Source organism: Kitasatospora sp. NPDC004240 (assembly GCF_053603215.1).
Genome location: NZ_JBSGFD010000082.1, coordinates 17,441 through 36,022 on the forward strand (window position 1 = coordinate 17,441; position 18,582 = coordinate 36,022).

General features: G+C 72.8%; 11 protein-coding genes and 1 pseudogene. 1 reads left to right on the forward strand and 11 read right to left on the reverse strand.

The features are described from left to right. Positions 1-5: 5 nt before the first annotated feature. From ACWEQL_RS22470 to ACWEQL_RS22520, 11 genes are all read right to left on the reverse strand, one after another. Positions 6-950 (reverse strand): ABC transporter permease, encoded by a 945-nt coding sequence (locus tag ACWEQL_RS22470; protein WP_452152068.1) that lies wholly within the window; start codon positions 948-950, stop codon positions 6-8. Further along, on the reverse strand, positions 943-1,887 hold the full coding sequence (locus ACWEQL_RS22475; RefSeq protein ID WP_452152069.1) for an ABC transporter permease: 945 nt from the start codon (positions 1,885-1,887) through the stop codon (positions 943-945). Before ACWEQL_RS22475 ends, ACWEQL_RS22470 begins: the two co-directional genes overlap by 8 nt. An 88-nt stretch (positions 1,888-1,975) precedes the next feature. Continuing rightward, positions 1,976-3,619, reverse strand: coding sequence for a peptide ABC transporter substrate-binding protein (locus ACWEQL_RS22480; protein WP_452152070.1), 1,644 nt, complete (start codon positions 3,617-3,619; stop codon positions 1,976-1,978). A 438-nt stretch (positions 3,620-4,057) separates the two neighbouring features. After that, on the reverse strand, positions 4,058-5,962 hold the full coding sequence (gene typA, locus ACWEQL_RS22485) for a translational GTPase TypA (RefSeq protein ID WP_452152071.1): 1,905 nt from the start codon (positions 5,960-5,962) through the stop codon (positions 4,058-4,060). Between the two features lie 292 nt (positions 5,963-6,254). After that, on the reverse strand, positions 6,255-7,895 hold the full coding sequence (locus tag ACWEQL_RS22490; RefSeq protein WP_452152072.1) for an ABC transporter family substrate-binding protein: 1,641 nt from the start codon (positions 7,893-7,895) through the stop codon (positions 6,255-6,257). A 96-nt stretch (positions 7,896-7,991) separates the two neighbouring features. Beyond that, positions 7,992-10,649 (reverse strand): SpoIIE family protein phosphatase, encoded by a 2,658-nt coding sequence (locus ACWEQL_RS22495; RefSeq protein ID WP_452152073.1) that lies wholly within the window; start codon positions 10,647-10,649, stop codon positions 7,992-7,994. A gap of 182 nt (positions 10,650-10,831) precedes the next feature. After that, positions 10,832-13,675, reverse strand: a complete 2,844-nt coding sequence (locus ACWEQL_RS22500; RefSeq protein ID WP_452152074.1) for a SpoIIE family protein phosphatase — start codon at positions 13,673-13,675, stop codon at positions 10,832-10,834. 218 nt (positions 13,676-13,893) lie between these two features. Beyond that, positions 13,894-14,289 (reverse strand): NUDIX domain-containing protein, encoded by a 396-nt coding sequence (locus ACWEQL_RS22505; protein ID WP_452152075.1) that lies wholly within the window; start codon positions 14,287-14,289, stop codon positions 13,894-13,896. Positions 14,290-14,330: 41 nt separating this feature from the next. Next, entirely contained in the window at positions 14,331-14,498 is a 168-nt protein-coding gene (locus ACWEQL_RS22510; RefSeq protein ID WP_452152076.1) for an SPOR domain-containing protein, read from the reverse strand. A gap of 260 nt (positions 14,499-14,758) precedes the next feature. Then, positions 14,759-16,252, reverse strand: coding sequence for a DUF4190 domain-containing protein (locus ACWEQL_RS22515; protein ID WP_452152077.1), 1,494 nt, complete (start codon positions 16,250-16,252; stop codon positions 14,759-14,761). Positions 16,253-16,419: 167 nt separating this feature from the next. Next, complete coding sequence (locus ACWEQL_RS22520; protein WP_452152078.1) at positions 16,420-17,238, reverse strand: methyltransferase domain-containing protein; 819 nt, start codon at positions 17,236-17,238, stop codon at positions 16,420-16,422. 113 nt (positions 17,239-17,351) lie between these two features. Here ACWEQL_RS22520 and ACWEQL_RS22525 point away from each other — a divergent pair. Then, a pseudogene (locus ACWEQL_RS22525) lies at positions 17,352-18,535 on the forward strand (dihydrofolate reductase family protein). Positions 18,536-18,582: the final 47 nt, after the last annotated feature.

Here is an 18,582-nt window from a genome sequence, read left to right on the forward strand (position 1 = left end):
TTCTCTCAGCGGAGCTTCGGGTCGAGGGCGTCGCGCACCGCGTCGCCGAGCATGATGAAGGCCAGCACGGTGACGCTCAGGACCCCGGCGGGGAAGAGCAGCACGTGCGGGGCCACCAGGAAGCGGGGCTGGGCGTCCGAGATCATCAGACCCCAGGAGATCTCCGGCGACTGGACGCCGATGCCCAGGTAGGACAGGGCCGCCTCGGCGCCGATGTAGACGCCCAGGCTGATCGCCGCCACGACGATGACCGGCGCGATGGCGTTCGGCAGGATGTGCCGGAAGGTGATCCGGCCCGCGCCGGCGCCCAGGGCGCGGGCGGCCATCACGTAGTCGTTGTTCTTGTTGGCCAGCACCGAGGCGCGCATGATGCGGAAGATCTGCGGCCAGCCGAGGACCGACATCACCAGCGCGACGCTGTAGGCGTTACCGGCCCACGGGAGCATCGACATGATCAGCATGCCGCCGAGCAGCAGCGGGATCGAGAAGAAGATCTCGGTGAAGCGCGACAGGACGCTGTCGAGGATGCCGCCCTTCCAGCCGGCCAGCAGGCCGAGGAGGGCGCCGACGACGGTGACCAGCACCGTGGTCAGCACACCGACGATGATCGAGTTGCGGGCGCCCCACACCGTACGGGTGTAGATGTCGCAGCCCTGGACGTCGAAGCCGAACCAGTGCTCGGCGCTCGGACGCTCCAGCGAGTTGGACAGGTCGCACGCGTTGCCGTCGAAGGGGCTGCCGCTGGTGAACCAGCCCGGGACCGCGGAGATGACCAGCAGGCAGAACACCAGCACGGCACCGATGATGAAGACCGGGTTGCGGCGCAGGTCGCGCACCGCGTCCGACCAGAGGCTGGCGACGCGCTCCGGCTTCTGCTCCTTGGCCGGGGCCGCCTTCGGCCGGTTGTCGTCGGACGGGGCCTCGGCGCCCTTGGTGATGGTGTCACTCATAGCGAATCCTCGGGTCGAGCACGGCGTACAGCAGGTCCACGAGCAGGGTGGTGATCAGGTAGATCAGCACCAGCAGCGTGACCACTCCGACGATCACGGTGCCCTGCTTCTCGTACACGGCCTTGGCGAGCATGCCGCCGATGCCGTGCATGTTGAAGATCTTCTCGGTGATGACCGCGCCGCCCATCAGGCCGCCGAGGTCGGCGCCGAGGAAGGTGACGATCGGGATCAGCGCGTTGCGCAGTGCGTGACGGCCGATCACCCGACGGCGCTTCAGACCCTTGGCGACCGCGGTGCGGACGTAGTCCGCGCGCATGGTCTCCATCAGGCTGGTACGGGTCAGGCGGGCGACGTACGCGAGCGACGTCGAGGCCAGGACGAAGGCCGGCAGCAGGTACGCCCGGATCCCGTCTTCCTCCCTGAACGAGACCGTGAAGAGCTCGATGCCGTACTCGTTCTTCAGCTGGACGCCGAGCACCAGCTGAAGCACGAAGCCGGTGACGAAGACCGGGATCGAGATGACGAACAGGGTGCTGATCAGGACCAGCTGGTCCAGGAACTTGCCCTTGCGCAGGGCCGCCATGACGCCCGCCAGGACGCCGATGATCGCCTCGATGACGAAGGCGACCAGGGCGAGGTTCACGGTGTAGGGGAACGCTTCGCTGATCATGTCGCTGACCGCACGACCGGTCAGGCTCTCTCCCAGGTCGCCCTGGAAGACACCCGTGATGTAGTTCCAGTACTGAACGAGGAACGGCTCGCTCAGGTGGTACTTCGCGCGGATCATCTCCGCCACGACCGGATCGGCGCGCTTCTCGCCGGCCAGCGCCTGCACCGGGTCACCGGGCAGCTTGAAGACCAGCCAGTAGATCAGGAACGTCGCACCGAGCAGCACAGGGATCGCCTGTATCAGTCGGCGGATGACATAGCGGCCCATCAGACCTCCATACTTTCGGACAAGGAAGGGAGGCGGGAGGAGCCGGACTGTGGTCCGGTCCACCCGCCCCCGTTCGTCTGACTTACGATCAGGCCAGCTCGACCTCGGCCAGGTTCATACGACCCTGGGCGTCGGTGTCGAAGTTCTTGATCTTCTTGCTGTACGCGGCGGAGGACATGTAGCTGTACACCGGGATGTACGGCAGGTCCTTGATCAGGATGTCGTCGGCCTGCTGGTAGAGCTTGGTGCCCTCCTCAGCGGTCTTCGCCTGGTCGGCCTGGTTCAGGAGGGTCTCGAACTCCTCGTTGACGTAACCGCCGTAGTTCGAGCCGTTCTCGATGGCGACCTTGGAGAAGATCGGGCGCAGGTAGTTCTCGGCGGACGGGTAGTCCATCGACCAGGCCATGCGGAAGGCGCCGGAGTACTGCTTGTCGCCCAGCGCGTCCAGGATCTTGCCGAACTTCTCGAACGGCTTGAAGGTGACCTCGACGCCCAGGTTCTTCTTCAGCTGGTTGCCGACGGCCTCGATCCAGTCCTTGTGGCCGCCATCGGCGTTGTAGCCCAGCTCGATGGTGTTGTTCGGGACACCGCCGGCCGTGGTGAAGAGCTCCTTGGCCTTGGCCGGGTCGTACTTCGCCGCGTCGCCCATGGCGCCCTTGCGGTAACCCGGGATGAGCGGGTTGATGAAGTCGTCGGCCGGGACGCGGCTGCCCGAGAAGATGGTCTTGGTGATCGCCTCGCGGTCGATCGCCATCGAGATCGCCTTGCGGATCTCCGGCTTGCCGTAGGAGGCCGGGTTGGTGGCGATCGGGAAGCCGATGTAGCCGACGCCGGACTCCGGCTTGTAGATGTAGCGGTCGCCGAACTCGCCCTTGACGGTCGACAGGGCCGAGATCGGGAGCTTGTCCGTGGCCTGGATGTTGTCGGCGCGCAGGTCGTTGTACGCGGTGTCCAGGTTGTCGTAGATCTTGAAGGTGACGCCGTCGAGCTTGGCGCGGGTGTCCGCGGCCGGGAACTTCTCGTAGCGCTTGACCTTGATCTGCTTGTTGTGCTCCCAGGCGCCGTCCATCTCGAACGGGCCGTTGCCGATCGGCTTGTCACCGAAGGCCTTGGGGTCGGTGAAGAACGCCTGCGGCAGCGGGTAGAACGGGTTGTACCCGAGCATGGTCTTGAACTGCGAGAACGGGGCCTTCAGGGTGACGGTGAAGGTCTTCTCGTCGACGACCTTCAGACCCTTGAGCTCCTTGGCGGCCGGGGTCTTGCCCTTGCCGGGAGCCAGCTCCTCGGAGCCCTCGATCTTGTCGTAGAAGGGCAGGCCCTCCTGCGCGTTGTCCTGGTTGGCGCCGTAGTTCCAGGCGTCCACGAAGGACTTGGCGGTGACCTTCTCGCCGTTGTGGAAGGTGTAGCCGTCCTTCAGCTTGATCGTCCAGACCTTGCTGTCGGGGGACTCGATGGACTCGGCGACGCGCAGGACCGGGGCGTTGGTCTTGCGGTCGTAGTCGACCAGGCCGACGAACACGGCGTTGAGGACCTCGGTGCCCTCGGACTCCGCGGTGTTCTGCGGAACCAGACCGTGCTGCGGCTCGCCGAGCTGAACGGCGATCGTGCCGCCGGTCTTGGCGCTGCCGCTGCTGCCGCTGTCACTGCTCTTGGAGCTGGTGCTGCAGGCGGTCGCCGCGAGGGCGATCGCGGTCGCCGCGACGATCCACTTGGTCTGGGTTGCACCGCGCATGGGGGATGCCTCCTGAATTCGACTTCCGACGAGGAGAGCACGACGGTCCGGCGGGGGCCGATTCCGAAGTGCCGTCCGCGCTCGTGGTTTCGGCGCGCACCCCTGCGCGTTCACCCTTGACCCGAGCCTGACTGCACCCACTATGTGTCACGCACGGACACGAAAGTGACCAATGCCGATCTCAATTAGGTCACATGAACGGTCGGTAAGTTTCGAAAATCGGACATATGAGACATACTCAGACAGGCATTAAACGGACAGTCGTCATGAATGACGGACTGTCACGTTCGCTCAGCGGACACCTGACCGTGGTAAGCGCTATTCCGTTTATACGCGCGTCGACAACGTTGAGTAGTTGAAAAAGTTCGCCCCCCTCTCCATCGGAAAGGGGGGCGGACTTTTTCGGCCAAGCGCCTACAAGGGCGCCGGATCGAAGTGTCAGACCTTCTTGGCGCGCGAGGCCGTACGGCCACGGTCCTTCTGGTCCAGGACGACCTTACGGATGCGAACAGTCTCCGGGGTCACCTCGATGCACTCGTCCTCGCGGCAGAACTCCAGCGACTGCTCCAGCGAGAGCTTGCGCGGCGGGACGATCGACTCGGCCACGTCCGCGTTCGAGGACCGCATGTTGGTGAGCTTCTTCTCCTTGGTGATGTTCACGTCCATGTCGTCGGAGCGCGAGTTCTCACCGACGATCATGCCCTCGTACACCTCGGTGCCCGGCTCGCAGAAGAGCACGCCGCGCTCCTGGAGGTTGGTCATCGCGAAGGCGGTGACCACGCCGGCCCGGTCGGCCACCAGCGAGCCGTTGTTGCGGGTCGTCAGGGCGCCGAACCACGGCTCGTGGCCCTCGTGGATCGAGTGCGCGATGCCGGTGCCGCGGGTGTTGGTCAGGAACTCCGTACGGAAGCCGATGAGGCCGCGGGACGGCACCACGAACTCCATGCGGACCCAGCCCGAGCCGTGGTTGGACATGTTGTCCATCCGGCCCTTGCGGATGCCCATGAGCTGGGTGACGGCACCCATGTGCTCCTCGGGCACGTCCACCGTGAGGCGCTCGACCGGCTCGTGGGTCTTGCCGTTGACCTCCTTGGTGACCACCTGCGGCTTGCCGACGGTCAGCTCGAAGCCCTCGCGGCGCATGGTCTCGATCAGGATGGCCAGCGCCAGCTCACCGCGGCCCTGCACCTCCCAGGCGTCCGGGCGCTCGGTGTCCAGGACGCGCAGCGAGACGTTACCGATCAGCTCGCGGTCCAGGCGGTCCTTCACCTGGCGGGCGGTGACCTTGCGGTCCACCTTGCCGGCGGCCTTGGCGTCCGCGCCCTTGCCGCTGCCGCCGCGGCCGACCAGCGGCGAGGTGTTGGTGCCGATGGTCATCGAGATCGCCGGCTCGTCGACGGTGATCAGCGGCAGCGCGATCGGGTTCTCGGTGTCGGCCAGGGTCTCGCCGATCATGATCTCCGAGATGCCGGCGACGGCGCAGATGTCACCGGGGCCCGCCACCTCGGCCGGCTTGCGGGTGAGCGCCTCGGTCATCAGCAGCTCGCTGATGCGGACGTTGGAGATGGTGCCGTCGCGCTTGATCCAGGCCACGGTCTGGCCCTTGCGCAGCTCGCCCTGCTCGACGCGCAGCAGCGCGATGCGGCCGAGGAAGTTGTCGGCGTCCAGGTTGGTGACGTGCGCCTGCAGCGGGGCGGCCTCGTCGTAGGTCGGGGCCGGGACGTGCTCCAGGATGGTGGAGAAGAACGGCTCCAGGCTGGTGGAGTCGGCCGGGACGGTGCCGTTCTCCGGCTTGGTCAGCGAGGCGACGCCGTCACGGGCACAGGCGTAGACGATCGGGAACTCGATCTGGTCCTCGTCCGCGTCCAGGTCCAGGAACAGGTCGTAGGTCTCGTTGATGACCTCGTCGATCCGGGCGTCCGGGCGGTCCGTCTTGTTGATGCACAGGATGACGGGCAGGCGGGCGGTCAGCGCCTTGCGCAGCACGAAGCGGGTCTGCGGGAGCGGGCCCTCGGAGGCGTCCACGAGCAGCACGACCGCGTCCACCATCGACAGACCGCGCTCGACCTCGCCACCGAAGTCGGCGTGGCCCGGGGTGTCGATGATGTTGATGGTGATCGGCGCGCCACCGTCCTTGGGGTGGTACTTGACCGCGGTGTTCTTCGCGAGAATGGTGATGCCCTTCTCGCGCTCCAGGTCGTTCGAGTCCATCATGCGGTCGTCGAGCTGCTGGTGGGCGGCGAAGGCGCCGGCCTGCTTCAGCATGGCGTCGACCAGGGTGGTCTTGCCGTGGTCGACGTGGGCGACGATGGCGACGTTACGGATGTCGTTGCGCGTGGGCATGCCTAGCTGATTCTCCCGGAATCGTGGGTTTCGGCGCCCGGCCGCGGCGGTGACGATCAGCGGCTCTGCCGCGTGGCCGACCGGCGATCTCTGTTGATCACCGACGCCCGTTCCGTCTGCTACTTCCGGTCCACCCGCCGGGCAGGACATGCCACGGCTTCCTCCTATCGTACGGGGAACCACCCAGGTGGGCCGAAACGAGCAGGTGGAGCGGGATCAAGATCACAGGTGGATCACGCGTCCGTCCCCCCGGCGGCCGCCCGGAGGGGGCGACGCTCCGTCCACGAGCGGCTCACTCCCGCAGGAAGCCCACGTCCTGGTACCGCGGCCAGCCCGGCCCCCACAGGCCCTCCCCCGCCACGCCCGCCCGGAGCGCGGTCAGCTCGGGCCGGACGTGGAGCGGCACCGAGTGGGCGAGCTGCCAGATACGGGCGTCGGTCTCGTCGAGCAGGCGCCGCTGCTTCGCCGGGTCGAGTTCGGCGGCGGCCCGGTCGAAGAGCCGGTCGATCTCGTCGGTGCCGGTGCGCGCGTGGTTGGAGCCGGTCTGCGGGGTGCCGTCCGGGCCGGGGACGGGCTTGGCGTAGACGGCGCGCTGCCCGCCGGCCGGGTAGGGACCGGTGGGCCAGGAGAAGAGCGCGAGGTCCCAGTCGCCGGCCGGCAGCCGCTCCCGCAGGAAGGCGTCCGCCGCCACCTCGCTCGGCCGCACGGTGATGCCCGCCTCGGCGAGGTTCGCGGTGAGGGCGTCGGCGGTGCGGCGGGCGATGGCCGAACCGGCCGGCAGCAGCAGGGTGAGGGTCACCTCGCGGCGCTCGCCGGCGGGACCGGCCGTCCCGCTGTTGTCGTGGTAGCCCTCCTGGTCGGGTGCGAGCAGGTGGTGGCCGGGCACGGCGGCGGGCAGGCCGAGCGGGCCGAGGGCGGCCTCGGCGATCCGGCGCCGGTCGACGGCGGCCGCGACGGCCCGGCGCAGGGCGGGGTCGTCGAGCGGGGCCCGGCCGCCGTTCAGGGTGAGCTGGGTGAGCGCGGGCGCGCCGCCGCGGTGCAGGACGACGCCGGGCAGGGACTCGGCCCGCCGCAGGGCGGCCCCGGACTCCTCGGGGGTGGTGGCCCGGTCGACGGCGGCGGTGAGCGGGGCGATGTCGAGGCGGTCCTGTTCCAGCGCGTCCGTACGCCATCCGTCGGGGGTGCGCAGGAACTCGATCCGGTCGGCCTTGGCCGGGTCGCCCCACCAGAGCGGGTTGCGGGTGAGGGTGACGCGGCCGCCCTCGGCGTCGTGGCCGGCCAGGACGAAGGGCCCGGCCGTGAGGTGGGTGCCGAAGGTGAGCGGCTGCCCGAAGGCCGCGGCGGTGGCGGTCTCCGCGGCGGGGTAGAGCGGGCTGAACAGGCCCCGCCAGTCGGCGTACGGCTGCCGGAAGGTGACCTTGACCTCGTGCGGGCCGTCGCCCCGGGTGATCGAGTCGATCGCCGCGTACCCGGCCGGGCGGGTGCTGGCGTAGGCGGGGTCGAGGCCGGAGAGGGCGGCCCGCTGGGCGGCGAAGTCGGCCACCGAGAGCGGGGTGCCGTCACTCCAGACGGCCCGGGGGTTGAGCCGGTAGGTCACCACCTGGGGCGTACGGCCGGGCGGGGTGGACTCGGCGGCGGTCAGGTAGTCGGGGTCGGCGACCGGGCGGGCGTGCGCGTCGGGGCGGAACAGCGAGGGGTACAGCGCGTGGGCGATGAGCGCCGAGTCGGCGCCCGCCTCGGGCCGGTAGACGTTGAGGGTGGCCGGTACGGCGTCGACGGCCCAGCGCAGGGTGCCGCCGTCGCGCAGGGCGGCCCGGTCGATCCGGGGGGCCTCGGAGGTCGGGACGGGCCGGGGCACCGCGGCCGGGCCGGCCGAGCAGGCGGCCGTGGTGAGGGCGAGGAGCAGGGCTGCGGTCAGCCGGCGGGCGCGCATGGCGGCCATGGAACGCCGCGCCGGCGCGGGCGGCGCCGCCGACACGGCGGGCCGGGGGCGACTGCACCCGGACGGCCGATCGGGGCGTCCGGGTGGTCAGAGGCCCAGCTCGAACCAGACGATCTTGCCCTTGGGCGTGCGGCGGGTGCCCCAGCGCTCGGCGAGCAGGCTGACCAGCTGCAGGCCCCGGCCGCCCTCGTCGGTCTCCCGGGCACGGCGCTGGCGGGGCTGGGCGTAACCGTCGTCCCAGACCTCGCAGACCATGGTGCGGTCGCGCAGCAGCCGTAGCCGGATCTCGCCGCGGCCGTGCCGCAGGGCGTTGGTGACCAGCTCGCTGACCAGCAGCTCGGTGGTGTCGACCAGCTCGTCCAGGCCGCGGGCGAGCAGCCAGCTGCAGGCCTGTTCGCGGGCCTTGGCGACCGAGGTGGGCTCCGGCGGCAGCCGCCAGTCGCCGACGGAGTCCTCGGGGAAGGCGTGCACCTTGGCCATCAGCAGGGCGATGTCGTCCTCGCCGTGGTGCGGGTTGAGCTCGCCGAGGACGTGGTCGCAGAGGCTCTCCAGACCCTTGTCGTCGGCGGAGAGGGCCGAGCGCAGGGCGCGCAGCCCCTCGTCCAGCTGGTGTTTGCGGGACTCGACCAGGCCGTCGGTGAACAGGCCGAGCACGGCGCCGTCCGGGAGGGTCAGCTCGACCTCCTCGAAGGGCTCGCCGCCGACGCCGAGCGGCAGCCCGGGCGGTACGTCCAGCATCCGGGCCGGCTCGCCGGGGCTGAGCAGGACCGGCGGCAGGTGGCCGGCGTTGGCGAACACGCAGCGCCGGGTGACGGCGTCGTACACGGCGTAGACGCAGGTCGCCAGGTAGACCTCGCGGGCCTCCTCGTCGGCGGAGGAGGTCAGTCGGCCGTACGGGGCCGAGGCGCCGACCGGCGCGGAGTCGCCGAGGCCGCGGGCGATCTCGTCGAGGGCGGAGAGCACCTCGGCGGGGTCGAGGTCGAGCATGGCGAGGGTGCGGACGGCGGTGCGCAGCTGGCCCATGGCGACGGCGGCGCGCAGGCCGCGGCCCATCACGTCGCCGATGACCAGGGCGGTGCGGTTGCCGGGCAGCGGGATGACGTCGAACCAGTCGCCGCCGACCTCGGTGTTGTTGTTGCTGGGCAGGTAGCGGCAGGCGATCTCCAGGCCGCTGGCGGCCGGGTTGCCCGGGGGCAGCAGGCTGCGCTGGAGGATCAGCGCGCGCTCGTGCTCGCGGCGGTAGAGCCGGGCGTTGTCGATGCAGACGGCGGCGCGGGCGACGAGCTCCTCGGCGATCGCGACGTCCCGGGCGTCGAAGGGCTCGCTGCCGATCGCGCGGGAGAGCTGGACCAGGCCGAGCACCTGGTTGCGGGCGACCAGCGGGACGATCAGCGTGGAGCGCAGCAGCGGATCGGGCCCGGGGTCGGGGACGACGCTGCGTCCGGTGCGCAGCGCGCGGGCGTGCGGGGAGCGGCGCGGGTAACAGAGGGTGCCGCCGGCCTCGGCGATCGGCAGGCCGGTGACCGGGCCGAGCACCGAGGAGGCGCCGCCGACGACGCTGGAGACGGCGACCCGGCGCAGCTCACCGCTGCCGTCGGTGAGCACGCCGTCGCCGAGCCGGCCGGTGCTGGGGACGGACTCGCCGCTCAGCAGGGCGGTGTACAGGTCGACGGTGGCGAGGTCGCAGAACGGCGGGACGACGACGTCCAGGAGCTCCTTGGCGGTGGTCTCCAGGTCGAGGGTGGAGCCGATGTGGGCGCTGGCCTCGTTCAGCAGGGCGAGGTTGCGCCGGACGCCGTCGGCCTCGCGCTCGGCGACGTGCCGGCTGGTGACGTCGGAGACCTGGCCGGCCACGCCCATCGGCTGGCCGGCGGCGCCGTTGAGGCGGTAGAGCGAGACGGCCCAGAGCCGGTTGCCCTCGCGGGTCGGGACGGCGGAGTGGAAGCGCAGGTCGAAGACCGGCTCGCCGCTGTCGAGGACCTTGCGCAGCGCGGCGGTCAGGCGGTCGGCCTCGGAGGCCGGGAAGAGGTCGTGCGGGGTGAGCCCCTCCAGGTCGCCGGGGGCGAGGCCGACCTGGGAGGCGAAGGCGTCGTTGACCCGCTGCAGCCGCAGCCGGTCGTCGAACAGGATGAAGCCGGTCGGGGTCTGCCCGAAGACGGCCTCGGAGGCGGCGAGGTCGGTCTCCACGCGGCGCAGCCGGCCGAGGTCGACGGCCAGGCAGGTGGCGCCGGCGGTGGGCAGCGCGCTGTCGGGCATCAGGTACAGCTCGGCGAGGCTCTCGGCGCCGGAGGCGTCCCGGTACGGGGCGGTGCCCACCCACTCCTCGCCGCCGAGGATACGCTCCAGCCGGGCCCGGCCGCGCTGCCACAGCTCGCGGGGGACGAAGGTGGTGATCGGGTCGGCGCCGACCGCCTCGGAGGCGGGCAGGCCGAAGAACTCGGCGGCGCGGTCGCTCCACTGGCTGATCCGGCCGTCGGGGCCGATCGCGAAGGTGGCGACGCGGATGTAGTCGTAGATCGACCCGGGGTCGCCGTGGCCCCATTGGTGGGCGCCGGCGCTCGGACGGGCGGCGCGGCCCTGGCCCACGGAGGTGACCGGCCCGGCGGGGTGGGCCCGCGCGGCGGCGCGCGCCGGACCCGCGGGGTGGGCGGCGTGGGGCGCGGGCAGCGGTTGGGCGCCGGACTGCCCGGGGACAGCGGCATGACCGCTGCTGCTCGGCGCGCTCCGCGCCGGGGTGTTGTTCAACGGACCGACCCCTCCAACCCGCGACCGTCCGGATGTCGAGAAGACCGAGTATTCATCATCGAGGGGTACGTTCACACGCCCTCAACATCACAACATCAGATCGGGCGAAGGTTTTTGTCCTACCGCCCGCGCAACCACAATGCCACGCTCGCGCCCCCTTCCGGAGAGTGCGCCCCTGCGGCTCAGGGTTCGTCGGGCTCATTACCCGGCAGCGCCTGTTCGAACCAGACGACCTTGCCCATGCCCTCGGCCCGGGCGCCCCACCGCAGGGCGAGCCGGCGGACGAGCTCCAGACCCCGTCCGCCCTCGTCGGCCTCGGCCGCGTGCCGCTCCCGCGGCGGGTCCGGCAGCGGGTCGGAGATCTCGACCAGCAGGGTGTCGCCGAGCGTGAGCCGGACCCCGATCGGCGCGCTGGCGTAGCGGACGGAGTTGGTGACCAGCTCGCTGACGAGCAGCTCGGCGATGTCGGTCAGCTCCTCCACGCCCCACTCGGCCAGCGTGCCGCGGACCAGTCGGCGGGCCCGGGAGACCGCGGTGGGCTCGGCGGGCAGGGTCCAGCCGGCCGTGGGGGTGCCGGACTGGCCGTGGCCCAGCCGGGCCAGCAGCAGCGCCACGTCGTCGGGCTCGCGGCCCTGCTCCATGGTGTCCAGCACCGCCTCGCAGGCCTGCTGGATGGAGGCGTACGGCTGCTCCAGCACCGTGAGCAGCCGGCCGAGGCCCACGTCGAGGTCCTTGTCCCGGGACTCCACCAGCCCGTCGGTGCACAGCGCGAGCAGGCTGCCCTCGGGGATCTTCAGCTCGACCGCCTCGAACGGGACGCCGCCCACGCCCAGCGGGGCGCCGGAGGGCAGGTCGAGGATCCTGCCCGTGCCGCCGGGCAGCGGGCTGCCGGTCCGGGTGGGCTCCTCGGACTCCTCGGCGGGCACCACCAGCACCGGCGGGATGTGCCCGGCCTTGGAGACGGTCAGCCTGGCGGTCGCCGGGTCGAAGACCGCGTACACGCAGGTGGCCAGCAGCGCCTCGTCCGGGCCCTGGGCGAGGTCGTCGGCCAGCTCGTGGACGTGCCGCAGCAGCACGTCCGGCGGCAGGTCGAGGGCGGCCAGGACGCGGACGGCGGTGCGCAGCCGGCCCATGGTGGCGGCGGCCCGCAGGCCGTGGCCCATCACGTCGCCGACCACCAGGGCGGTCCGGTCGCCGGGCAGCGGGATGACGTCGAACCAGTCGCCGCCGACCTCGGTGCCGCTGCTGCCCGGCACGTACCGGTAGGCGACCTCGACGCCGGTCGGCTGCGGCACCTGCTGCGGCAGCAGGGTGCGCTGGAGGGTGAGCGCGGCGGTGCGCTCGCGGGCGTACAGCCGGGCGTTGTCCAGCGAGCTGCCGGCCCGGTCGGCGAGCTCCACGGTGAACGCCAGGTCGTCCCGGTCGAAGCCCTCCCGGTAGCCGGCCCGGCTGACCAGCAGCAGGCCGATCACGATGCCCCGGGCGCGCAGCGGCACCACCAGCATCGAGTGCACGCCCAGGTCGTGGGCGGCCTGCATCTTGGGGTCGCCCGGGTACGTGACGTCGCCCAGCTCGTCCGCGCCGGACAGCAGCTCGGGCACACCGGTGCGCAGTACCCGGCCGCAGGCGGAGTCCTCGGCGAAGGTGATCCGGGCGCCGCGGCGCAGCATCACCTCCACCTCGGGGCCGTCCTGGACGGAGGCGGTGCCCAGCTGGAGCAGCGAGGTGCGCCGGTCGTGGCCGTGCCGGGGCAGGTCGTCGCCGTGCGCGACGGCCTGGAGCAGGATCACCGCGGAGTGGTCGGTGAGCCGGGGGACGACCGCCCCGGCCAGCTCCTGGGCGATCCGGGAGGCGTCCAGCAGGTCGCCGACCCGGGAGCCGAACTCGTTGAGCAGGGACAGCCGGCGCCGGGCGTGCTCGACCTTGGCCACCGCCCGGTAGCGCTCGGTCACGTCCATCACCGTGCCGGAGATGCCGAGCACCCGGCCGGAGCGGTCGGTCATCCGGCTGTAGGAGATCGAGCGGTAGCCGGAGCGGGCGGTGACCGGGGAGGCGAGGGTGACGTCGATGACCGGCTCGCCGGTGGCCAGCACCTGGCGCTGGATGGCGGTGATCTCGTCGGCGGCGCGCTCGGACAGGGTCTCGCCGACCTTGCGGCCGACGTGGTCCTCGGCGGCGACGCCGTTCATCTCGGCGAGGGTGTGGTTGACGGCGGTGTAGCGCAGGTCGGTGTCGAGGATGGCGATGCCCAGCGGGGACTGCTCGAACAGCGCGTCCCGGACCGCGAGGTCCCGCTCGACGGCCTCCAGGGCGCGTGCCTCGGCCATGTTGACCTGGAGGAACGGGGTGCCGTCGCCGTCCACCAGCAGGGAGATCCGGGCGTCGACGCCGACCGGGACGCCGTCCCGGTGGCGCAGCTCGGTGGAGCCGGACCAGCGGCCGTGGCGCAGGGTGTCCTGGATCGCGGCCCGGACCCGGGCGATCTGCGCCTCGTCCTCGATCAGCTCCTCGATCACCCGGCCGACCAGCAGCTCGTTCGGCCAGCCGAGCAGTTCCTCGGCGGCCGGGCTCCACAGCACCACCCGGCCGGCGGTGTCCAGGATGGCGATGGCGACCTTGACGATGTCGAACAGGCTGCCCTCGAAGGGCCGCTCACCGGGCGCGCCGGCCCCCGCGAGCCCGCTGCCCGGGAACGGCGCGCCCGGGCGGCTGCGGACGGTGGCCCTGGCCACCGTGTCCGGGACGACCAGCGAGGGCGCCGGCCGCGGGCCGGGCGGCGGTTCGAAGGCGTGGACCGGATGGGCCTGACGGGCCTGGTGCGCCGGCCGGGTGCCGGGGGTGGGGGGCCGGCCGGGCAGGCCACTGCCGGGGGCGACCGGCGGTTCCTGGCCGGCGGCCTGACGCCGGGCCCCTCCGGTGGACGGCTGCGCCGGACGCGCGCCACGACGCAACCGCGCGCGGGCCGCGGCACTCCCGCCGGCGCCCGTACGCCGCGCTCCCCCGCCACCGTTACCGGTACTCGACACCGACGGGGCCTCCGGCTCTGGTCGGGATCGGCGTCGCCGGCTGGGGGCGGCTCACCGATGGTGACGAATAGTGCCGAAAAGCGACATACCCAGCAGAACCCAGGCTATCCCGGCCGACCGGATCGTCTTTTCCGATTGGTCTACCCGTGGTCACGCGCCTGTGGCCGGGCCGCCACCGGGGGGTCACGCGTCCGTGGCCGGCCTCCGTCGGGGCCGGATCAGCCCGCGGTGAGCAGCGGGACGACGTGCGGCAACACCTCGCGGTCGTGGTCCAGCCAGTCGAGCCCCGCGAGCTCCTCCGGGGCCAGCCAGCGCAGCTCGGAGTGGTCCTCCAGCGGGCGCGGCTCGCCGGAGAGCAGCTCCGCCGCCCAGAACCGCAGCTCCAGGCCGGGCCGGACGTCCCACGCGCCGGGCAGCCGTTCCAGCGCCTTCGCGCGCACGCCCAGCTCCTCCAGCAGCTCACGCTCCAGCGCCTGCTCCTCGGTCTCACCGGGCTCGGTCTTGCCGCCCGGGAACTCCCAGCGGCCGGCCACCTCGGGCGGCGCGCTACGGCGGGCGGCCAGCACCCGGCCCCGGTGGATGAGTGCCCCGCCGACGACGATCCGGTTCTCCATGCCCCCGACCCTAGGGCCTGCCGGCCGGGCGCCCGCGCGCTTCACGGCCCGTCCGCCGGACGCCCGTCCGCCTCGACCCAGTAGAGCTGCTTGTGGCCGCGCGCCTCGAACTCGGCCGCCAGCGCCTCGGCCTCCTCCCGCCCGAGGCCCCCCGACACCTCGAAGCGGTTGCCGTTGTCGTCCTGCCGCATCACCCGGAACGTCCCCATGCGGCGAGCGTAGCCCGGCCCGCGTGGGGGTCGGGCCGGGCTACGCGGTGGCCGACGCTACGCCCCCTCCGCTACCGGCGCGTACGGGCGCGGTTAACGGCGCGTAAGACCCCGGCCCCCGGCCGTCACGCCGGGGGCGTGCGGGGCGCGGGGGCCGGGAGGGGCGGACGGGGTGTGGACGGGGCGGACGGGGTGTGGGCGGGGCGCGCGGGACGTGGACAGGCGTGCAGGGCGCGGACGGCGTGTGCGGGGCGCGGGGCTCAGACCTGGCTGGTCTCCGCCTGCTGGCCGGTGGAGAGGCCGAGGGCCGTTCGGGCCTCCACCGCCGCGGAGCTGGACCTGGCGGTCAGCCGCTTCGCCTTGCGCAGCTCCTTCTCCAGCGTGGCGGTGTCGGCGGCGCGGCCCGCGGCCTCCCAGGCGGTCGTGGCCTCGCGCTGGACGGCGACCAGGTCGGCGACCGGCTTCCTCGCCGCCTCCGGCCAGGGCGTCGAGTCGAGGCTGAGCGCCTCGGCCTCCTTGCGGGTGACGGTGGCCATCCTGGTCGCCCACTCGCGGTACTTCGCGGGGGCCTGCGCCACGTCCTCCTCGGGCTCGTAGGCCCAGGCGTCGTTGAAGCCGCGCACCGCCTCCAGGTAGGTGAGCTGGGCCGCGTTCAGCTTGCCGCGGTCGGTGCGGACGCTGCCCTTGCGCGGGGTCTCGGGGTCCTCCCAGACGCAGATGACGTCCCGGTCGCCGGACTTCCACACGAAGCGGGTCGGGTAGAGGTACATCTCACCGACGCCGTCCGGGAGCTCCCAGCTGTCGAGCGCGTACGCGGAGAGCACCGGACCGCAGAGCGTGCCGGCCTGCTCCTGGATCGTCTTCTCGCCCGGGTAGGCGGCCCCGGAGGCACCGGGCAGCCGGACGCTGCCGGCCACCTCGGAGTGGTGCGGCTCCGAGCAGGGCACCCTGATGACCCAGAGGATGGAGTCCGCGTCCTCCGTGGAGGAGTCGCCCTCCGGCGGGTTGTAGCAGTCGCCGGTCCTGAGCTCGGTCCAGTTCACCCCGCCCTTCGGGGCCCAGCCGGAGTGATCGGAACGCCGGGTCGCGCGGTCCTCGTCGAGGCTCGCGGCCAGCCCGCCGAGCACCCCGAGCCCGATGAGCACCACCCCGAGCCCGCCCAGGACCACACCGGCCACCGCCATGCCGCGGCCGCGCTCGCCCCGCTTGTTGATCTGGAGCAGCGCGACGACGCCCAGCACCAGCGCGACCGGGCCCATGCAGAACAGGCCGGTGATCAGCGCGCCGATCGCGAACCCGTTGGTCACGGTGGGCGCCTGCGGGTACGGGAAGCCCGGCTGGAAGCCGCTGACCGCCCCGGGCGGGACGGACGCCCAGCCACCCGCCCCGGCCGCGGCGCCGTGGCCGGGGGCCGTGGTGGTGGCGGCGAGGGAGTCGGGCACGGCCCAGGGGTCGGCGGGGCGGGCGGGCCCGGGCTGGGCGGCTTCGGGCTGGGCGACGGGCTCGGGCTGGGCGACGGGCTCGGGCTGTACGGCTTCGGGCTGTACGGCCCGGGGCTCCGGTCGTTCGGCCTCGGCCTCGGCGGTGGGCTCGGCGGCGGCCTCCGCCCCGGTGCGCGCGGGCTTGGTGAGCTCGATCTTCGCGGGCTCCACCGGCGCGGGCTCCACCGGCGCGGGCGCGGCCTCCGGCGAGACGGTCTCCGACGGTACGGGCTCCGACGCGGGGACGGGCGCGTCGGGCTCGGGCTTGGACACGTGGGACTCCCCGGCCCGCAGCTCGCGGGCCTCAGTTCGGCGATCCATGGGAACGGACGCGCGACTCTATCCGATCATGCACACCACCCCGCCACGGGTTTTCCCCGCCGCCCCCGCACCCGCCGTCCGCCCTCGTACGACCCCGCACGATCCCGCACGACCCGGCCTCAGCGCCTCGCCAGCACCTCCCCGTGCAGCATCGAGAACCAGCCGTCGCCGTCCGCCGCCCAGCGCCGCCAGGCCGCCGAGATCCCCTCCAGCTCCGCCCGGCCGGCGTACCCGTCCTCCTGCGCGGTCTCGGCCATCCGCGAGTTCAGGATGCGGTCCGCCCACATCCCGCCCCACCAGTCGCGCTGGTCGGGCGTCGCGTACGTCCAGGTGGAGGCGGTGGCGGTGACGTCGGTGAAGCCGGCCGCGCGCGCCCAGGCCAGCAGCCGCCGGCCGGCGTCCGGCTCGCCGCCGTTGGCGCGGGCGATCCGCTGGTACAGCTCCAGCCAGCGGTCCAGCTCGGGCACCTGCGGGTACCAGGTCATGGAGTCGTAGTCGACGTCCCGTACGGCCACCACCCCGCCGGGGGCGGTCACCCGGCGCATCTCCCGCAGCGCCGTGACCGGGTCGGCCACGTGCTGCAGCACCTGGTGGGCGTGGACCACGTCGAACTCGCCGTCGGCGTACGCCAGCCCGTGCACGTCGGCGACCTCGAACACCACGTTGTCCAGCCCGCGCCCGGCCACGTACGCGGCGGCCTGCTCCAGCACCTCGGCGGAGGAGTCGACCGCGACCACCCGGCCGCCGGGTCCGACCAGCTCGGCCAGGTCGGCGGTGATCGTGCCCGGGCCGCAGCCGACGTCCAGCAGCGCCTGCCCGGGCCGCAGTTCACCCAGCAGGTAGCCGGCCGAGTTGGCGGCGGTGCGGGAGCGGTGCGAGCGCAGCACCGGCTCCCTGTGCCCGTGGGTGTAGACGGCGGCGGGCTGCTGATCGGTCATGACGGTCCCCCTGGATCTGATCGACGGCCGGTTCCCCCGGCATCCCCGACGCTACTCCTCATCTCGCGGGTCGAGAAGAATCGTCTCGCATGATGAACACGTACGGTGGGGCCATGACCGCTGCACCCGCCCCCCGCCCGTACGTGGTACTGAGCGCCGCGATGTCGCTCGACGGCTACCTCGACGACGCCTCCCCCGAGCGGCTGCTGCTCTCCGGCCCCGCCGACTTCGACCGGGTGGACGAGGAGCGCGCGGCCGCCGACGCGATCCTGGTCGGCGGCAACACCCTGCGCGCCGACAATCCCCGGCTGCTGGTCAACGACCCCGCCCGGCGGGCCGCCCGGGTGGCGGCGGGCCGGCCCGAGCACCCGCTGAAGGTCACCCTCACGGCGAGCGGGGACCTCGATCCGGCGCTGCGGTTCTGGCACACCGGCGGGGCCAGGCTCGCCTACACCACCGACGCGGGCGCCGCCCGGCTGCGGCCCGCGCTGGCCGGGCTCGCCGAGGTGGCGGCGCTCGGGGCGGCCGTGGCGCCGGAGGCGGTGCTGGACGACCTCGGGGTGCGCGGGGTGCGCCGGCTGATGGTCGAGGGCGGCGGCTCGGTGCACACCCAGTTCCTGGCCCGGGGCCTGGCCGACGAACTGCAGCTGGCCGTCGCACCGCTGCTGGTCGGTCAGGCGGCGGCCCCGCGCTTCGTCGGCCCGGCCGCCTTCCCCGGCGGCCCGGCCCGCAGGATGCGGCTGCTGGAGGCCCGTACGGTGGGCGACGTCGTCCTGCTCAGGTACGCCCCGAAGGAGCCCTCGCCGTGACCCCTGCGACCCCGTCCCCCGGGACCCCGTCCTCCGGGACCACCCCCGCCGACCTGCGCCATCTGCGCCGGGCCGTCGAGCTGTCCCGGCTCTGCCCGCCCTCCGACACCGCCTTCTCGGTGGGCGCGGTGATCGTCGGCGCGGACGGCGAGGTGCTCGCCGAGGGGTACAGCCGCGAGACGGACGCGCACGACCACGCCGAGGAGGCCGCGCTGGCCAAGCTCCCGGCCGGTGACGAGCGGCTGCGCGGCGCGACGGTCTACAGCTCGCTGGAGCCGTGCGGCCAGCGGGCCTCCCGCCCGGTGCCGTGCGCCCGGCTGCTGATCGCGGCGGGCGTGCCGCGGGTGGTGGTGGCCTGGCGCGAACCGGCCACCTTCGTCGCCCACACCCAGGGGGCGGCCCTGCTGGAGGCCGCCGGCGTCCGGGTGGTCGAGCTGCCGGAACTGGCCGAGGAGGCCCGGGCGGTCAACGCCCATCTGCCGTCCTGAGCCCCCCGGCATGACGCCGCGCCGGCCGCGCGCCCCCTGTACGGGAG